The sequence below is a fragment of the Streptomyces sp. MS06 genome (assembly GCF_047200655.1).
In the GTDB taxonomy this organism is placed as follows: domain Bacteria; phylum Actinomycetota; class Actinomycetes; order Streptomycetales; family Streptomycetaceae; genus Streptomyces.
In genome coordinates, this window is the sequence record NZ_JBJZOJ010000046.1 from 45,194 (window position 1) to 62,216 (window position 17,023).

Here is a 17,023-nt window from a genome sequence, read left to right on the forward strand (position 1 = left end):
GGGGGAGCCCGGCAGTCACTCTGTGGCCCCTGATGGCCAACGGGACTATTTTTGGCTTTCGTTACGTATGTTAGGTAATAAAATTGCTGTAAGTCACTGGGGTGCGACCGGAGAACGGCAGTACGGTTCCGGCACTCGGCAGTAGGAGTTCTTGTGCGGCCGTAGGGGCGGTCGCCACTCACGCCGAAGAAGCCGGAGACAGTGCATGCGTGTGTATTCCGCACGGCGCAGACCGCGCCGCAGCGCGGAGAGGAGCGGTCGGGCGGCTCTCGCCGCCGTCGCTGCGGCACTCCTGATAGCGGGGACGGGACATGTCACCGCCTACGGGGCTGACGAAACGGGATCCGGGTCCGGCCGCCACGACGTGGCCGGCGAGGAGTCCCACGAACTGATGGAGTCGCTCGACGCGTTCGACGAACCGAGGCTCTCCCCGAGCGGGCAGATCGACTCGGGGGCGTACGCCGACGCCTGGGCGCACATCACCCACATGCCGGTGGCGTCCGGCAGTTGGAACGAGGTCACCACCTCCCCGTACAACGAGGACGCGCTGCACTACCGCGACCACTCGGCCTCCAACTCGGGTGGCGGCGCCGGACATTCCGCAGGTCGCATCGCCGCGCTGGCGACCGATCCCACGCACCGTGGCGTGGTCTACGCGGGCGCCGCGGGCGGAGGCGTGTTCCGCTCCACCGACGACGGCAGCACCTGGGCGCCGATCGCCGACCGGTTGCCCGCCCTGTCGGTGGGCGCCCTCGCGGTCGCCCCCGACGGCTCGCTGTGGCTGGCCACCGGTGAGGCGACCACCGCGTCCGACAACTACCTGGGCAGCGGCGTGTACCGCCTCGCCGACCCGGTCACGGGCACCTTCAGCGAGAGCGACAAGGTGGGCGGCACGGAGCTGGACTCGGCCTCCATCCACACCGTCACCTTCGACGAGGCCGCGGGATACGTCTTCGCGGCCTCCTCGCACGGCGTCTTCCGGCGCGCGCTGTCGGCCGGCCCGTCCACCGCGTGGACGAAGGTCCTGGCCCCCTGCGCAGGCGTCGGCATCAGCGGCGTCGGCTGCGGGGTGGACGGCCACTACGCGGACATCGCCAACGACATCGCCGTACGGCCCGGCAGCGACGGAACCGCGCTCCTGGCCAACGTGGCCTGGCGCAGCGGCGCCGACTACAACGGGTTCTACTACTCGGACGACGCCGGCACGACCTGGAAGCGGGCCAACCCGACCGGCGCGATCAACCCGGCCGAGATCGGCAACGCCTCCTTCGCCTACGCGGCCGACGGCAGCAAGCTGTACGTGTCGATGGAGTCGCCCAAACTCCTCAACAAGGCCTCCGGATCGGGTGTCTACTCGGTCCTCGCCGGCGTGTACGTCAGCGGCAACGGCGACGCCGCAGGACCGTTCAAGCAGATCGCGACCTCCTCGTCCCTGTCGACGAGCGGTTCCGCGATGAAGGTCAGCGAGATCGGCACCGGCTACCAGCCCGGCACCCAGTCCTGGTACGACCAGGTCATCGCGGTCGATCCGAGCGATCCCGACCACGTCTACCTGGGCCTCGAGGAGATGTTCGAGTCCCGGGACGGCGGGGCAACCTGGAAGTCGATCGGCCGGTACTGGGACTTCGGCATGCCGTGCTTCTCGTACGACCCGGCCGAGAACTCCTGCGACGGCGACGTGATGCACTCCGACCAGCACGCCCTCGCCTTCTCCGGGTGGAAGGGCGGCACGCCGGAGGTGTTCGTCGGCAACGACGGCGGCGCCTACGCCCGCCCCACCGCGCAGACCGGCACCGGCTGGCGCAACCTCAACGCCTCGGGCACCCTGCGCGACCTGCAGTACTACTCGGTGCGTGCGGGGAGGATGACCGACGGCAGCGGCGACGCGGTCTGGGGCGGCCTGCAGGACAACGGGGTCTCGCTGCTGGCTCCCCGTGGCGCCACCTACCAGGGCCGGCAGCTGAATCCGAACGGTGAGATGGTCTCCCCGTTCGGCGGGGACGGCGGCGACCAGCTCGTCAACCCCGACAACGGCTGCCAGACGGTGGGCGAGTACGTCGACCTGGCCCTGCAGATCACGAACAACTGCGGCTACACGGCCAGCGACGACGGGTCGGAGGACGTGATCACGGACATCGCGCCCGGCGACCCGGGGGCCCGGTTCATCGCGCCGTTCAGCGCCGACGAGACGGACCCGAACGGCCTGTGGGTCGCGGGCGGCCGGTACGTCTGGGGCAACACCAAGACCTGGGACAGCACCTCGGGCGCCGACTGGACCAAGCTGTACGACCTTGGTGCCGGCCACTCGGCCTCGGCCGTCGCCAGCCGGAACCACGTGACGTGGGCGGCCTGGTGCGGCCCCTGCTACACGGTCACCGAGGCCTTCGGGCGCGGCATCGCCACCGACTACGGCGGCACCTGGCACCAGGTGAGCCTTCCCGAAGCCTTCCCGAACCGCTACATCTCCAGCCTGGCCATCGACCCGTCCGACGCCTCCGGCAGCACGGTCTACGCGGTGGTCAACGGCTTCTCGCGGCACTGGAACGAGGGCCCCGGCGCCGGCTACGGCCACGTCTGGAAGACCACGGACGGCGGCAGCACCTGGGCCGACGTGAGCGGAGACGCCTCCGCCTCCGACTCCTTCCCCGACGCCCCGGCCAACGCGGCGCTGATCTCCGGCGACGGCACCCTCGTCGTCGCCACCGACCTGGGTGTGTTCACCAGCACCTCGGCCGGCCACTGGGCCCGCCTGGGCACCGACCTGCCGACCTCGCCGGCGGTGTACCTCTCGCCGAGCCCGGACGGCTCCCAGGTGTACGTCGCCACGCACGGCCGCGGGATCTGGAAGACCCGGATGCCGTAGCACGGCGCGAGGCACCACCCCGGCGTCCGCCGGGACGCAGCCCGGGTGCCCCCGGACCGGGACCGGTCCGGGGGCATCGGCGTCCGCCCGGCCCGTACGCTGCCGCGCAGTACGGTGGTTCACCACCTCCTGGCGGCTGCGCGGATCCGGTCGCGGACCGCGGCGACGTCCGGGTTGGGCGAACCGCCCGGCCGCTGCACCAGGTAGGCCGTGTTGATCGGCGGGTCCTCGGGCTCGTGCAGCAACTGCACCTCCCCGGAGGCCAGTTCGGCTCGGCAGAGATAGCCGGGCAGGACGCTCCAGCCCATCCCGGCGACCACCGCGGCGACGACTCCCCGCAGATCGGGGACGGTGACCGCGGCCTGGCTGCCGAGGCGGCGGCCGAAGACATGGCGCCAGTAGCGGCGCGCGATGGGCAGATCCTCGGCGTAGGAGACCAGGGGCGCGCTCTCGAGCGCCACCGGCAGGTCCCGGCCGCTCAGGGCCTGCGCCCAGCGGGGAGCGGCGACGAGGACGAACTCCTCGTCGGCCAGGGGCTCGGACTCGAGGGTCCGGCCGCGGGGACGCTGAGTCGCGACGACCAGGTCGTGGCGGCCGGCCCGGAGTTCTTCGAGCAGCGGCTGGGTCAGGCCGGTCGCCACACGCAGCCGCACTCCGTCGGCCACCGGGGGCCCGAGTGACGGGAGCAGGACGGTGCACAGGAACTCGGCGGGGCCCGCCAGCCGCACCGGCTCCGCGGCCCCGCCCGACGCCCCGGCGGTGAGCCCGGTCAACCGGTCCAGGGCGCCCGCCACCTGAGCGGCGACGTCGCGGGCGTACGGGAGCGGGGCGACCCCTCGGGCGCGGCGCTCGAACAGTTCCCGGCCCAGGCGCTCCTCCAGGGAACGCACCTGCGTGGTCACCGTCGACTGGGACATGCCCAGTTGCTCCGCGGCGGCGGTGAACGAGCCCGACCGGTACACCGCCAGGAACGTGCGCAGCCAGTTGAGGTCCACCGGCCGTGGCACGGGGGCAGCGCGATCGTCCATGGCGGCGAGCCTACGGGAACGCGGCGTTCCGCCCCGCACCCGCACCGCCGGTCGCCGCGCCCGGGCGGGGTGCCGGACGGCGGCCGGCCCGGGGAGCGGGATGCCGCCTCGCACCGGCCGGCGCCCGTGCCGGCATCGGCGCCCCACGTCCGCGTCGGCGCCCCAGGTCGGCGTCCGCACCCCGCCGGGCCCGGCAGTCCGGCGAAAGCGCAGGTCGGCGCCTGGAGGTGTGGCCCGGCCTCAGGCATCGGCAGGCCGATACCTCGTATCGGTGTGCTCATTGGTCGCCTCGCCGGGAGCGGGTCTACGGTCGATCACACGGACGCACTGACGATCCGGGTTCGGAACGTCAGTCCGTCAAGCACCCGACTCGGAGAGACCCCACCATGGCCAAGAAGATCCTTTTCGTGATGACCGGCGCCGACCACTGGACGCTCAACGACGGTACCAAGCACCCGACCGGCTTCTGGGCCGAGGAGGCCGTCGCCCCGTACGAGGCGTTCAGGGCCGCGGGCCACGAGATCACCGTGGCCACGCCCGGCGGCGTCGTACCGACGGTGGACAAGGGCAGCCTGGCGCCCGAGGTCAACGGCGGCGACGAGGGCGCACGGAGGATGGCCGACGCCCTCGCCTCCCTCACGGAGCTCGCCTCCCCCGTCCGGCTGGAGGACGTGAGCCTCGACGACTGGGACGCCGTCTTCTACCCCGGCGGGCACGGCCCGATGGAGGACCTCGCCGTCAACGCCGACTCCGGCGCGCTGCTGGCCGAGGCACTGAGGTCCGGCAAGCCGCTGGGCGTGGTCTGCCACGCGCCCGCCGCGCTGCTGGCCGCCGTCGACGAGGACGGGAGCAACGCGTTCGAGGGACGCAGGGTCGCCGCCTTCTCCAACGCCGAGGAGACCCAGGCAGGCCTGGCGGACAAGGCGAAGTGGCTGCTGGAGTCCCGCCTCGTCCAGGCCGGTGTGGACGTGCAGGTCGGTGAGCCCTGGGCGCCGAAGGTCGTCGTCGACGGCAACCTGGTGACCGGCCAGAACCCCGCCTCCTCGGCCCCGCTGGCGCAGGAGCTGCTGAAGAAGCTGGCCTGAGATGCCCGTTGCCGATCGCACCGACGAGGTCCTCGACGCCGCCTACACCTGCCTGACCCGGTACGGGGCGCGGCGCACCACGATGGACGACATCGCGCGGGAGATGGGCGTGTCGCGGTCGGCGCTCTACCAGTACGTCCGCAACAAGGACCACGCTCTCCGGCTGCTCGCCGGGCGCCTGCACGAGCAGGCGCTCGCGCGGGCCCGGGAGGCGGCCGCCTCCCGGGATCCGGTCGCCGACCGCGTCCACGGTGTGCTGGAGGCCAAGCTCGATCTGGTGCTGGACCTGGCCGGGGACTCCCCGCACACCGCCGAGCTCCTCGACGCCGAGGCCCGGCTGTTCGGCGACGTCTGCGCCGACTTCACCGCCCGGTTGCGCACCCTGCTGACGGCTCTGCTCCGCGAGGCCGCGATCGACGAACCGGAGGACGCCGCCGACCTGTGCATCGCCCTGGTGGGCGGCCTGGAGGACCGCGCCCGGGCGAAGCCGCTGCTGGGCCGCGCCACCGCGGCGCTGGTCACGGGGCTCGCGGCGGTGCCGGCCTCACGCACCCCGCCCGCCTCATGAGCGGGCGGTGGCAACCGGGGGCCGCCCGGCTGCGGGGCGGGAGCTCGGCTGCGGGGTCCGGCGTACCCGGTCCGGGCGTCGGCCGTCGCGCGGAGGTGATCAGTCGCCGACGGCCGCCGCCGCTTTCCCGTGCCGCTCCAGGGTCCGGTAGGCGACCAGTTTGATCGGATCCAGCAGCAGGAACTCGAGCACCGCCCAGCCCCAGGCGAGGCCGACCAGGCTCCACCCGATGGGCTGCATGAGGAAACCGGTGAGTGCGATCGCGGTGGCCAGGATCTGGGTGCCGACCACTGCGCCGAGCAGGATCCAGGACGGCCGGTACGACCAGAACGGGCCGCGGGTACGGGCGAGGAAGACCGTGAGGTGCCCGCTGACCGACAGCTTGAGGTAGATCAGGGTCCGTACGTCGCCGTCCGCCAGGTCGAGCGGCAGGTGCGTCACCCACACCAGCACGAACGTCGACACCAGGCCGAACAGGCCGAGGACGGCGGCGATCGACATGACCTCGGTCAGGTCCCAGCGCTCCGGTCTCGAGGAGGGCCGCACCCGGTCGTAGGCGATGGACAGGATGGCCGCGTCGTTGAGGATGGCGAGGAGGACCACCTGGATGGGCGTGACCGGGAAGAAGGCGAACACCACGATGGTGGCGGTGACGAAGAGCACCACCCGGATGGTCTCGGTGACCCGGTAGATCGCGTAGTTCTTCATCCTCCGGAACACTTCGCGGGACCGGTGGACGGCCTCGACGATCGTCGAGAGGCCGGGGGCCAGGAAGACGATGTCGGAGGCCGCGCGGGCCGCGTCGGTCGCGCCGTACACCGCGATCCCCGCATCCGCGCGGTGCAGCGCGGGAGCGTCGTTCACCCCGTCGCCGGTCATGCCGACGATGTGCCCGTGCTCCTGCAGGGCGCTCACGATGCGGTACTTGTCCTCCGGCACCACCTCGGCGAAGCCGTCCGCCTGCTCCACCGTGCGCGCGAGGTCGTCCCCTTCGAGCCGTTCGATCCGGTCCGCGTCCAGTACGTCGGTGCCCAGGCCCACCCGGGCACTGATCTCCCGGGCGATCTCCACCCGGTCACCGGTGACCATCCTGACCTGGACACCGAGTCGGCCGGCCTCCTCGAGCGTCGCGCGGGAGTCGTCCCGCGGCGGGTCCTGCAGCCCGAGGATCCCGGTCACCCGCCAGCCGCCGCCGTCGGCGCACGCGACGGCCATGGCGCGGAACCCCCGGCTCGCGAAGTCGCGCGTCACCTCCTCCACGCGCTGCGCGACGGAGGAGTCGGCCTGCGCCAGGCCGACGACGGCCTGCACCGCTCCCTTCGCCACGGCCTGTTCCGGTCCGGGCCCCCGCACCTCGGCCCGGGCGAACTTGCGGGCCGAGTCGAACGGGGTGAACCCGGTCGTCCGCCAGCCCTCGAGCCGGTCGGCGCCGCATGCCTCGAGGATCGCCTGGTCGATGGGGTCGGAGCCGCCCGGCTCCGCGGTGAGGGCCGCCTGCAGCAGGACCCGCTCCTCGTCCGTCCCTTCCTCGAGCACGACGACCCCGGCGACGGCCAGCTCGTTGCGGGTGATGGTGCCCGTCTTGTCGGCGCAGAGCACGTCCACCCCGGCCATCTCCTCCACGGCCGGCAGATGGCTGACCACGGCCTCGCGTCTGGCCAGGTACCGCGCACCGACGGCCATGGTCACCGACAGCACCGCCGGCAGCGCGACGGGGATCGAGGCGATCACCACCACCAGCGCGAACTCGAGCGTGCGGGCCACGCTGTTCCCGCGCAGCAGCGACAGCACGATGATCACGGCCACCAGTCCGAGCGCGAGCAGGCTCAGGTACTTGCCGATGTCGACGACCGCGCGCTGGAAGTGGCTCACCGGTGCGGCCCGGCCGGCCAACTGCGCGGTACGCCCGAACACGGTGCGGGCCCCCGTGGCCAGCACGCGCATCACCGGCCCGCCCCGGGACACCGCGGACCCGGAGTACATGTCGTCCCCGGGGCCCTTGGGCACCGGCAGCGACTCCCCCGTCAGGGCCGACTCGTCCGCCTCGCCCTCACCCCGCACCACGGTCCCGTCGGCGGGCACGACATCCCCCCGGCCGATCCGCACCAGGTCCCCCGGAACCAGTTCGGTGGCGGGCACCGTGGTCCACACCCCGTCGCGTTCGACCTGTGCCACCTTCGCCAGCCGCTCCTTGAGCGCGGCGATGGCGCTCTGCGCCTGGTGCTCCTCCCAGAACCCCACGACACCGTTGAGGAGCAGCAGGGCGAGGATGATCGCGAAGTCCGCCCACCGGCCGGTGGCCGCCGTCAGCGCCAGCGCGGCCTCGATCATCCACGGGATAGGACCCCAGAAGTGGGACAGGAACTCGACGAGGACGCTGTGTTCCTCCTCCTCGAGGGAGTTGGGTCCGAACCGTTGCAGGCGCGCGGCCGCCTGCGCCGAGTCCAGTCCCGCGTCGGCGCCCGCGCGCGCGTCCGCCCTGCGGTCCTCCTCGGTGCGCTGATCACGAACCGCCCGGCCGACGGCCCCGCGCTCGTGAGTCTCTGCGGACTCGTCTCCCCCGGCAACGGAACCAGGCACCCGTGCAACCTCCCGTCCCCGGGCCTCTCCCCCGGCGCGATGGCACGCCCGGGACCCGGGTACGGGCCACCGGGTCGCCTCGCGCGCCGTCCGGCGCGCGGGCGCGTCGCCGGGTCGACCGGCGGTGGTACCCCGGTCGGCGTTCCGGCGGGTCGGGGAGGCGCTGGTGCCTCCCCGACGCGATCCTCTGCCAGGTAACGCCGACGGATCGGAGATCGCAACCGCCCATTGCGGCCATCCCGGGTGCCGGCGGGAACCTGGCCGATTTCACCCCGTTTCCGGGGGTGCCGGACGGCGTGCGGCCCGAGGTGAGCGCCCGCCGGACCGGTCAGACACCGTGCAGGAACCCGTCACCGTGGGCGGTGACGTGGGCCTCCAGCGCGGCAAGTGCCTGCTGCGTGGCATCGGGGGTGCCGCTGCCGCGGTGTTCGGCGTAGTACGCCGCGCCGAGCTTCTTCAGCAGGTCGCCCCCGGCACGCCGTGCCTGGACCTCGTCCACCTTGTGCCGGCCCTCCTGCAGAGCCTGCTGGGTCTGTTCCTTGGCCCGGTCGAGAAAACCCATGATGCCTCCCGTCTCGTCCCTGGCATCGCTTCCCGCACTCCCGCCGTCTGACCCGTGGTTGCCCCCGATGGGCTACAGCATCGTCGGCCCGTCTGCGGCGGTCACCCCTCTGCCCCGTGCCCGTGGGACTCCCCGGGCCTGCGACCACTCCCCGCCCCACGACCGGAGCCCGCCGCCGCCCTCCCCGCGGCCCGAGTGGCCCCGGGCGGCCGAGGGCGGCCGAGGGCGGCCACATGCCGTGGCCGGGTGCGCCCGTCGCCCGTCGGCCGGGGCTCATCCGGCGGTGGGAGCCAGGTCGTCCTCGGAGACGGCGGCCGGGGTCTTCCTCCGGCCGGTGCCGAGCCTGAGCAGCAGCGAGGCCCCCGCGAGGATCGCACCGAACCAGAGCACGCTGGTGACACCCAGGTGGTCGACGAAGAGTCCGCCGAACAGCGCTCCCAGTGCGATGGAGGTGTTGTAGGCCATGGTGTTGAGTGACATCGCCGCTTCGAAGGTCTCCGGTGCGGCGGACAGGGTCATGTTGACCTGGGCCAGTTGCACCGCGCCGAAGGAGAGTCCCCACAGGATCAGCGCGATGACGGCGCCGGTCTCCGCGTCGCCGACGGTCCGCAGCAGGAGCAGCGCGGCCAGCAGCGAGATGACGCCGACGACGAAGGTGCCGCGCAGGGACTTGTTGACGGTGTGGCCGGCGATGAAGTTCCCCACGGCACCGCCGACACCGAAGATGATCAGCACGGTGGTGATGAAGGTGGAGGTCGCGGAGGCGTTCTCCTCGAGGTACGGCCGGACGAAGGTGTAGGCGCCGAAGTGGCCGAGCACGAAGAAGATGACGATGAACAGCACGGTCCGCAGCTGTACGTTGCGCACGGGGAGCCCGAAGACCTCGCGGACCGAGACGGCGTTGTCCGAAGGCAGCGACGGGATGAGTGCGGCGACCGCGAGGAAGACGAGCAGGCTGAGGCCCGCCCAGATCGCGAACGTGTTCCGCCAGTCGGTGTGCGCTTCGACGACGGTGCCCAGCGGGATGCCCACGACGGTGGCGATCGAGATCCCGGACATGACCACCGCGGCCGCCCGGCCGGCGTGGCGTTCCGGCACGATCCGCATCGCCATGCTGACGCCGATGGCCCAGAAGACCCCGCTGGCGAATCCCATGCACAACCGGGTCGCGAGGATGAGCGGGTAGTTCGGGGAGACGGAGGTGATCAGGTTCCCCAGGGCCAGCACCGCGAGCAGGGTCGACAGCAGGGCGCGCCGGTTCACTCGGCGGGTCCAGGCCACGATGAACGGCACGCCCAGCCCGGCCGCGACACCCTGCGCGGTCACCATGAGTCCGGCCACGCCGGCGGAGATGTCCAGGCTCTCGCTCAGCGGGGTGAGCAGGCCGACCGGCATCAGCTCCGTGGTGAGGAAGACGAACAGGCTGGCGGTGATGGACGCGACGCCCAGCCACGCCTTCGCCTCGGACGACGAGCGTGTTTGGTCCTGTACGGACATTGCTTCTCTCCAGCAGGGCACTCGGGTGGACATGTGTGACGAGGCGTGGGTGACGAGGACCGTCAGCGACGGCCCTCGCCGTGGCCGACGGCCGGCCGGGGCGCGCGGGTCGAGGAGTCCCCGCCCGCGGCGGGCGTACGGACTCCGCCGGAGCGCTTCGCGGGGCGGCCGCAACACCTCGGTGCCGTAACGCTGTTCGGCGATGCGGGCGGCGCGCGGTCGTCCGGTCGGAACGGCCCCGCGCCGGGCGCTTCCTCATGGTGGCCCGCCTGTCATCCATGAGTCCAACACATGTTTGTCATCTCATTGATCGCGATGCACGATGGATCTCATGGAGCTTCAGCAGATGCGCTACGTGGTCGCCGTGGCCGAGACGAACAGCTTCACCCGGGCCGCCGAACGCTGCCTGGTCGTCCAGTCGGCGCTGAGCCACCAGATCGCCCGCCTCGAACAGGAACTGGGCGCAAGACTGTTCGAGCGCACCACGCGGCGGGTGAGGCTGACTCCCGCCGGCGCGGCCTTCCTCCCCGCTGCGCGCCAGTGCCTCGACGCCGCCGAAAGGGCTGTCGCGGAGGTCGCCGCCGCCGTGGGAGAGGTACGCGGGCAGCTCTCCGTCGGTGTCATCCCGTCCGTCGCCGCCGTCGACATCCCCCACACGCTGCGGGAGTTCCGGAGCCACTACCCGCAGGTGCGCATCAGCCTCCGGGTCGGGGCCAGCGACGAACTCATCGAACAGGTCAGACAGGGCGCCGTCGAGGTGGCCTTCCTCGGCCTGCCGACCACCGAACGCCCCGAGGGGGTCAGGGTGCGCGAACTGGCCCGGGACCGGCTCGTCGCCGTCGTCGCCCCCGACCACCCGCTGGCCCTGGAACCGGCCGTGGACCTCCGCAGGCTGGCCACGGAGGTGTTCGTGGACCTCCCGGCGAAGACCGCGGGCCGCATCCAGTCGGACCTGGCTTTCACCGCCGCCGGCCTGACCCGTGATGTCGCCTACGAGGTCACCAACGCAGACTCCTCGCCCGGCTCGTCGGTCACGGCCTCGGCGTGGCCATGCTTCCCTCCGCCTACGTGCCCCAACTCAGCGGCGTCACCACGATCAGGGTCCTCGACGCACCCGCCCGCGTCGAGTACATCATCTGGACACCGCACACTCCCACGCCGGCGGCAACCGCCTTCCTCGACACCCTCGGCGTCCTGGACGACCCCGCCGCATCCACCCGGTGAGGCGGCAATTCACCACTGCCCCCGGTACTCCAGGGCGGTGCCGAGGATCTCGCACCGCCGGGGCCAGTCGTCCTGCGGACCGGCGACGAGCACCTGGCACCCCGTCCCCTTCGTCGAACCACTGGGTGATGGCGCAGTCGACGGCAGTCCGCCGGCTGCCGTCCAGACTGTCGTACGCGGAGAGCCCCAGCACTTCTCCCATCGCGTGATCCGCTCGCGGGCATCATCCAGGCCCGGGGGCGGGCCGCGGGCGCGCGCTTCACGAGGTCCCGCGCTTCACGGAGACCACGTGCCGAGCTGTGCGGTGAACACCGTGCTGCCGTTCTGCGTGGCCCTCACCTCCACGCGCGAGCGGCCTCCCCCGGTCGGCTCGCTCTCGGCCTCGATCCAGCAGGGGGCGTCCAGTTCGGCGAAGCGCAGGAACCTGCTGTCCATGCTGAGAGCAAGCACCGGCGCGTGGTGAACGGCCTGGGCCGCCTGGCGCGCGGCTTCCATGAGCACCATCCCCGGTACGTGGTCGACCGGATGGTCGAAGAGGATGGGATGCCGGGTGTCCACCTCCAACAACCAGCGGTGCGGGGGGTGAGCGATGTCCTCGGGCTCACGGAGTACCACGTCGGAGTGGAGCAGCCGGCCGACCGACGCCGGTTCGACCACACCGCCGGGTCCGGTGCTCGCGCTGGTCGGCCTCTCTCCCCGCAGTCGCCGGTAGACCGCGGGCGACATGCACTTGAACTCCGCTTCCGCGAATCCGACCGGCCGCTCCTCGCGCAGCAGCGTCGTCCGGTAGCGCATCGCCACCAGACGACCACCTCGCTCGACGACATTGTGGCAGGTCACGCGCAGTGCCACCTCGGTCGGGATCAAGGACGTGGCGAGTGCTTCCGGCGTGGCGGTGTAGGAGAGGCCGCCCATCAGGAACTGATGGCCCAGCGGGACGCCGAACTCCGCGTGCGCCAGCAGCACACCGGCCTGGCGTACGGACTCCGCCAGCAGCAGGGGGTCCTGGTATCCGGCGCGCGGCGCGAAGAACGAGTGGCCGCGCGGCCACTGCGCACTGACCAGGAAACCGTCGGGTCGATCTGGTGCCCAGTCGGTGAGAAAGACCTCCGCCACGGCTGCCCGGTGTGCGTATTCTCGGGGCACAGTACGCGTCAGTTGCCGCCCGGCGTACCGCGGCATTGCCTGCCGTACCTGGGGAACCCCTGTCGCATGCCGATCGGCGCACGCCTGCGCCGTCAGATCATTGTGCATGTCTGTGGTCTCCGAGAACAGTCAGCTGAACATGCGTGCTAGCGGCCGGGTCGTACCCTACAGGTCGACCTGTCTTATTTTCGTAGGATCCACGAATTGGTGCGCCACGAGAGAGCCCTGAGAACCCGGCGGGCCATCCTGGAGGCTGCGGCGGCCCTCTTCTTGAACCTGCAGGCCGAGGCTCTGCAGGCACCGCGGTGCACCCTCAGGCTGCAGTCACTGATCGACCTGACCTTCGAGTACGCCCGGCGGCTGCGCACCGACCCGGCGCTGCGTGCGGGAGTGCGGCTGACGGTGGAGCAGACGTCGTTCCGCAGTCGGGGGATCCGGCCCTACCGGGGGGCCGAGGACGCCGTCTCGCTGCAGCTCCTGCTCGCCGACGAGCAGGGGGAACTGCTGCCGGGCCTCGACATCGAGGAGGCGACGCAGTTCATCATTCTCGCGAGGAACACGTCGGCGGCGGCCCGGACGGCCCGGCGGGCGAACGCATGCGCATTCATGAGGACACCGTAAGGCGGGGGTCCGACAACGCCGATCGGCCTCAGCGGGGTCCGCTGGGGGTTCGGAAGCGGTCGTGGGAACCCGCGGAGGAGGCAGCCTTCCCCCACGGACCTCGCCGGGCGCGGTCGGTGCGACTCGGGGCAGCCCGGCTCGCCGACTCCCGGCTGCTCTGCTCACGGCAGAGTCCTGTTTCGCGGCGGAGTGCCGAGCGCAGGCTTCGCGGCATGAGACTTCTGATGTTGGGTGGATCGGTGTTCCTCGGGCGGGCCTTCGCCCAGGAGGCGCTGCGACGCGGTTGGGAGGTGACCGTTTTCAACCGGGGCCGGACCCAGACCGACCTGGACGGCGTCGAGACGGTGCGTGGCGACCGCGAACACCTCCCGGACCTGGCGCGGCTGGCCGAGGCGGGTCCCTGGGATGCCGTCGTGGACGTGTGCGGCTACGTTCCGCGCGTCGTCAAGGCGTCGGTGGAAGCCCTGGCCGAGTCCGCGTCGACATATCTGTTCGTGTCCTCCGTCAACGCTCGTCCCGGCTGGCCCGCCGAGCCCGTCGACGAGCGTTCGCCCCGTCATCACGGCGACGGGAACGCGGGCCCGGACGACGGCGACTACGGAACGCTCAAGGCCGGCTGTGAGGCGGCCGTGGAGCAGGGCTTTCCCGGGCGCACGCTGATCCTCGAACCCGGCCTGATCATCGGACCCCACGATCGTGCGCGCCGTCTCACCTGGTGGTTGCGCCGCGCTGCTCAGGGTGGCCCGATGGTCGCTCCGGGCGCACCGGACCGCGAGATGCAGTTGATCGACGCCCGTGACATCGCGATCTTCGGCCTGGACCGGGTCGAAGCCGAGGACGCCGGCACGTACCTGGTCAGCGGCACGCCCGCGAACACCACCTGGGGTGCGTTCCTCGGTGCTTGCATCGCCGAGACCGGCGGCAGAGCACGGCTCGAGTGGGTGGACGACCAGGTCCTCGCCGAGGAGGGGGTCGAGGTCTGGACAGAGCTCCCGTTGTGGGCCCCGCCGGAGGGGGAAACGGCCGCGGTCTGGAAGCCGAGTTCGGCCAAGGCCGTCGCCGCGGGCCTGCGCTGCCGCGCGGTCGAGGAGTCCGTCCGCGACACCGCCGCCTGGCTGTTCGGCCCCGGCGGCCTCGACGAGGCGTTCGGCGAGACCCGCACGGGCCGCGAGGCCACGGGCATCACGGCCGAGCGCGAGCAGGCCCTGCTGGCAGCGGCCCGCGAGCGGGCTGCCGGATGATCCGCGCACCCGTGCCACGGGCCGGGCCGGGCCGGGCCATCGTCCACCGGTAGACGCCCTCACGGGCGTGTCCCGCCCGGTGCGGCCCGCGGCAGGAGTGGGGAGCCGGGGCCGGGCACGTCAGGACCTTCGGGACTCCGGGGCCCGATCAGCGAGCGGACGCGGGCGAGCGGAGCATCCGGGGCTCGATGCGCTCCTCGACGGCTCCGTCGCCCTCACGTGCGACGACGTAGGCACCCCAGCCCGGCACTTCGGCGACCGCCTCCGCCACCGCGTTCCCCGGTAGACGAGACCGACACCGTCGTCGGTGCAGTGGGCCGTCCGTACGGCACCGTCCGCCACGAGCCGGTGCGTCAGCGGACGGCGGCCCGCGTCCGAGTCGTAGTGCACACCGTTGCCGTAGGGCAGGAACCCGAGCGCGTCGGTGACCGGGCGCCGCCCGGCCGGCCCTGCCGAAATGAGGAGGCGGCCGGGGGCGGCGTGAGCAAGCATGGGGCATGCACTCCAGCGATTGGCACATCACCGAGGACGTCGAGGAGTTCGCGTCCCGGGCCGGGCTCTTCCTGCACTCCCGCCCGGTGGCGCACACCATGGTGCTGACGATCACCGAGGCACTGAGGGCGGCGGGAAGCGAGGCCTACGGACCCGGAACACCGGTCCTCGGATGGCTGGAACGAGCCGGTGCGGTCGAGGCCGCCTGCCTCCGCACACCGCATCGCCACCTCAACCTCACCCCGGTGCCACCCGAGCACGCCGAGCTCCTCGCCTCCCGCCTGGCCGGACTCGGTCACCGGCTCCCCGGCGTCAGCGCGGAGGAGACCACCGCCGCCGCTTTCGCCGACGCATGGCGGCGCCGCAGCGGTACGGCCCCGGTACTCCGCGGGCGGCAGCGCCTGTACCGTCTGGGCAGGCTCGCCTCCCCCCGGTCGCGTCCGGCGGGGCTGCCGCGCGTCGCAGGGGAACGGGACCGCGATCTGCTGATCCGCTGGAACCGCTCGTTCGCCGCGGCCATCGGAGACCCGCACCGGCGGGATTCCGGCAACCGGACCGCCGCCCTCGGCCCCGGCCGGCGGTTCATGATCTGGGAGGACCCGGACGGTACCCCCGTCTCCATGGCGGGCGTGACCCCCGTGGTCGCCGGTCAGGCACGCGTCGCCCCCGTCTACACCCCGGGGCGCTTCCGGGGGCGGGGTTACGCGGGGGCGGTGACGGCCGAGGTGAGCCGCGCCGCTCGGGTCGCCGGCGCGACGGAGGTCGTGCTGTTCGCCGACCGGGCCGACCCGATCGTCAACCGCCTCTACGGCCGCCTCGGGTACGTCCCGGTCGCCGACTTCGCCCGGTACGGTTTCTGACCTCCGGGACGCCCACCGTCGAGCCGGTTCCGGGACTGGTCCGGCCGGCGGTCCCGACACGGGCTTCGTCGCCCTCGCCGGGCGGCGTCCGCCGGTCCTGCCCGATCCCGACGCCCGTCGCCGGCAGCCCCCGTGCGTCGGCGGGGCCGGGCGGTACGCGCCCCGCCCCGGCCGACGGAAACGCGGTGGCACGGCGCCGACCCGCCTCGTTAGGGTCGCGCCATGAGTACTCGTACCTTCCGCGTCACCGTCCGCGGTGTCTTCGACGGGCTCAGCGGCGACCAGCGTGCCGAGCTCCTTTCCGCCGCCGCGGATCACGACATCCTGCGGGCGGCCTTCACCCCGGAGGGCCACCTCAGCTACGACCTCGCGGCGCGGCCGGCCTTCACCTTCCGGTTCCTCGACTCGGGAGAGGCCGAGGAGGACATCCTGACGGCGACCGAACACGCCGAGGAGCGGGCGAGGGCGTGGCTGGACGAGCGCGGCTACGGCTACAAGAAGCTCAGGTCGCAGGCCGAGGACCTCTCCCAGGCACCGCTGGGGAAGCGGCAGCGCCGAGAGGCCGCCCGGGACGGCCTCTGACACCCGCTCGCCCGGCCCGCCGGGCGACACGACACCCCGCCCGGTTTCCGGGACACGCCCGGCGCCGCCCGCCCCTGCGGTACGCGGGGCGGGCGGCGCCGGGCCGGGGTGTGCGGTCGGGTCAGGTCGTGCGGCGCCTCGTGCGGATCAGCATCGCCAGCCCCGCCAGCAGCAGCACTCCCCCGGCCGCGGCCGGCCAGAGCGTGGTGCCGGTCTCGGCCAGGTCGCCGGAGGCCGCCTGCGGCACCGTCTGCGGCTGCACCGCGTTGGCCTCCTGCTTCCCCCCGGTACCCGGGGTCTCCTCGGGTGCGGCCGTCGTCGCCTCGTCGGCCGGCTCCTCCTCCGAGCCGCCCTGCTGCGTCGTGTCCGCCTCGCTCCGGGTGGGTTCGGCGGAGGCCGCCTTCCTGTCGGTCTTGGGGGACGGGCTGCCGCGGCCGGTGTCCGAGCCGTGGTCGGCCGCTTCGGTCGGCTTCCCGCCCGCGGGGGGTGCCGCGGGTGCTGCCGTGTGCATGCTCTCAGTGGGGGCGGTCCCGGGTGTGGCGGCACCGCCGCCGTACGCGGCGTCCAGCGACGCGCTCGGAGAAGCCTTCGGCTGCTCCCCGGCACCGGCACCGGCACCGGCTCCGGCACCGGAGTCGGAGCCCGCGTTCGCGTTCGCGCCCGTCCCGCATGTC

The 17,023-nt window shown here is 72.6% G+C and carries 13 protein-coding genes and 2 pseudogenes; 8 read left to right on the forward strand and 7 right to left on the reverse strand.

Annotation, left to right across the window (positions count from 1 at the left end; all coding sequences use genetic code 11):
- Positions 1-205 precede the first annotated feature (205 nt).
- The gene (locus ACL02U_RS23175) at positions 206-2,863 is read left to right on the forward strand and encodes a WD40/YVTN/BNR-like repeat-containing protein (RefSeq protein WP_412792826.1); all 2,658 of its coding nucleotides are present in this window, start codon (positions 206-208) and stop codon (positions 2,861-2,863) included.
- A 119-nt stretch (positions 2,864-2,982) separates the two neighbouring features.
- Here ACL02U_RS23175 and ACL02U_RS23180 read toward each other — a convergent pair whose 3' ends face one another.
- Complete coding sequence (locus ACL02U_RS23180; RefSeq protein WP_412792827.1) at positions 2,983-3,891, reverse strand: LysR family transcriptional regulator; 909 nt, start codon at positions 3,889-3,891, stop codon at positions 2,983-2,985.
- A gap of 386 nt (positions 3,892-4,277) precedes the next feature.
- Between ACL02U_RS23180 and ACL02U_RS23185 the strand changes: the two genes are divergently transcribed.
- The gene (locus ACL02U_RS23185) at positions 4,278-4,976 is read left to right on the forward strand and encodes a type 1 glutamine amidotransferase domain-containing protein (RefSeq protein ID WP_412792828.1); all 699 of its coding nucleotides are present in this window, start codon (positions 4,278-4,280) and stop codon (positions 4,974-4,976) included.
- Between the two features lies 1 nt (position 4,977).
- Positions 4,978-5,544 carry a TetR/AcrR family transcriptional regulator gene (locus ACL02U_RS23190; RefSeq protein ID WP_412792829.1) on the forward strand — a complete coding sequence of 189 codons (567 nt, stop codon included), beginning with the start codon at positions 4,978-4,980 and terminating at the stop codon, positions 5,542-5,544.
- A 99-nt stretch (positions 5,545-5,643) separates the two neighbouring features.
- Here ACL02U_RS23190 and ACL02U_RS23195 read toward each other — a convergent pair whose 3' ends face one another.
- From ACL02U_RS23195 to ACL02U_RS23205, 3 genes are all read right to left on the reverse strand, one after another.
- Positions 5,644-8,124, reverse strand: a complete 2,481-nt coding sequence (locus tag ACL02U_RS23195; RefSeq protein ID WP_412792830.1) for a plasma-membrane proton-efflux P-type ATPase — start codon at positions 8,122-8,124, stop codon at positions 5,644-5,646.
- 328 nt (positions 8,125-8,452) lie between these two features.
- Positions 8,453-8,689 (reverse strand): hypothetical protein, encoded by a 237-nt coding sequence (locus tag ACL02U_RS23200; protein WP_412792838.1) that lies wholly within the window; start codon positions 8,687-8,689, stop codon positions 8,453-8,455.
- A 270-nt stretch (positions 8,690-8,959) separates the two neighbouring features.
- Positions 8,960-10,183 (reverse strand): MFS transporter, encoded by a 1,224-nt coding sequence (locus ACL02U_RS23205; RefSeq protein ID WP_412792831.1) that lies wholly within the window; start codon positions 10,181-10,183, stop codon positions 8,960-8,962.
- 331 nt (positions 10,184-10,514) lie between these two features.
- Between ACL02U_RS23205 and ACL02U_RS23210 the strand changes: the two are divergent.
- Positions 10,515-11,407, forward strand: a pseudogene (locus tag ACL02U_RS23210) (LysR family transcriptional regulator).
- 276 nt (positions 11,408-11,683) lie between these two features.
- Here the strand turns inward: ACL02U_RS23210 and ACL02U_RS23215 are convergent.
- Complete coding sequence (locus tag ACL02U_RS23215) at positions 11,684-12,661, reverse strand: ScbA/BarX family gamma-butyrolactone biosynthesis protein (RefSeq protein WP_412792832.1); 978 nt, start codon at positions 12,659-12,661, stop codon at positions 11,684-11,686.
- Between the two features lie 99 nt (positions 12,662-12,760).
- Between ACL02U_RS23215 and ACL02U_RS23220 the strand changes: the two genes are divergently transcribed.
- The gene (locus ACL02U_RS23220) at positions 12,761-13,174 is read left to right on the forward strand and encodes a hypothetical protein (RefSeq protein ID WP_412792833.1); all 414 of its coding nucleotides are present in this window, start codon (positions 12,761-12,763) and stop codon (positions 13,172-13,174) included.
- Between the two features lie 212 nt (positions 13,175-13,386).
- The gene (locus ACL02U_RS23225) at positions 13,387-14,415 is read left to right on the forward strand and encodes an NAD-dependent epimerase/dehydratase family protein (protein ID WP_412792834.1); all 1,029 of its coding nucleotides are present in this window, start codon (positions 13,387-13,389) and stop codon (positions 14,413-14,415) included.
- Positions 14,416-14,563: 148 nt separating this feature from the next.
- Here ACL02U_RS23225 and ACL02U_RS23230 read toward each other — a convergent pair.
- Positions 14,564-14,850: pseudogene (locus ACL02U_RS23230) on the reverse strand (peptidase E); the annotation flags it as partial.
- Positions 14,851-14,912: 62 nt separating this feature from the next.
- On the opposite strand from ACL02U_RS23230, the gene ACL02U_RS23235 reads away from it, so the two are divergent.
- On the forward strand, positions 14,913-15,767 hold the full coding sequence (locus ACL02U_RS23235) for a GNAT family N-acetyltransferase (RefSeq protein WP_412792835.1): 855 nt from the start codon (positions 14,913-14,915) through the stop codon (positions 15,765-15,767).
- A 222-nt stretch (positions 15,768-15,989) separates the two neighbouring features.
- The gene (locus ACL02U_RS23240) at positions 15,990-16,349 is read left to right on the forward strand and encodes a DUF6204 family protein (protein ID WP_412792836.1); all 360 of its coding nucleotides are present in this window, start codon (positions 15,990-15,992) and stop codon (positions 16,347-16,349) included.
- A 121-nt stretch (positions 16,350-16,470) separates the two neighbouring features.
- Here the strand turns inward: ACL02U_RS23240 and ACL02U_RS23245 are convergent.
- Positions 16,471-17,023: LPXTG cell wall anchor domain-containing protein (locus ACL02U_RS23245; RefSeq protein WP_412792837.1), on the reverse strand; the 553-nt coding region annotated here is incomplete at its 5' end.

What these genes read in the sequence shown, in the direction of transcription:
- ACL02U_RS23175 (WP_412792826.1), top strand. Translation starts at nt 206, where the DNA reads ATGCGTGTGTATTCCGCACGGCGCAGACCGCGCCGCAGCGCGGAGAGG.
- ACL02U_RS23180 (WP_412792827.1), bottom strand. Translation starts at nt 3,891, where the DNA reads ATGGACGATCGCGCTGCCCCCGTGCCACGGCCGGTGGACCTCAACTGG.
- ACL02U_RS23185 (WP_412792828.1), top strand. Translation starts at nt 4,278, where the DNA reads ATGGCCAAGAAGATCCTTTTCGTGATGACCGGCGCCGACCACTGGACG.
- ACL02U_RS23190 (WP_412792829.1), top strand. Translation starts at nt 4,978, where the DNA reads ATGCCCGTTGCCGATCGCACCGACGAGGTCCTCGACGCCGCCTACACC.
- ACL02U_RS23205 (WP_412792831.1), bottom strand. Translation starts at nt 10,183, where the DNA reads ATGTCCGTACAGGACCAAACACGCTCGTCGTCCGAGGCGAAGGCGTGG.
- ACL02U_RS23215 (WP_412792832.1), bottom strand. Translation starts at nt 12,661, where the DNA reads ATGCACAATGATCTGACGGCGCAGGCGTGCGCCGATCGGCATGCGACA.
- ACL02U_RS23225 (WP_412792834.1), top strand. Translation starts at nt 13,387, where the DNA reads ATGAGACTTCTGATGTTGGGTGGATCGGTGTTCCTCGGGCGGGCCTTC.
- ACL02U_RS23235 (WP_412792835.1), top strand. Translation starts at nt 14,913, where the DNA reads ATGCACTCCAGCGATTGGCACATCACCGAGGACGTCGAGGAGTTCGCG.
- ACL02U_RS23240 (WP_412792836.1), top strand. Translation starts at nt 15,990, where the DNA reads ATGAGTACTCGTACCTTCCGCGTCACCGTCCGCGGTGTCTTCGACGGG.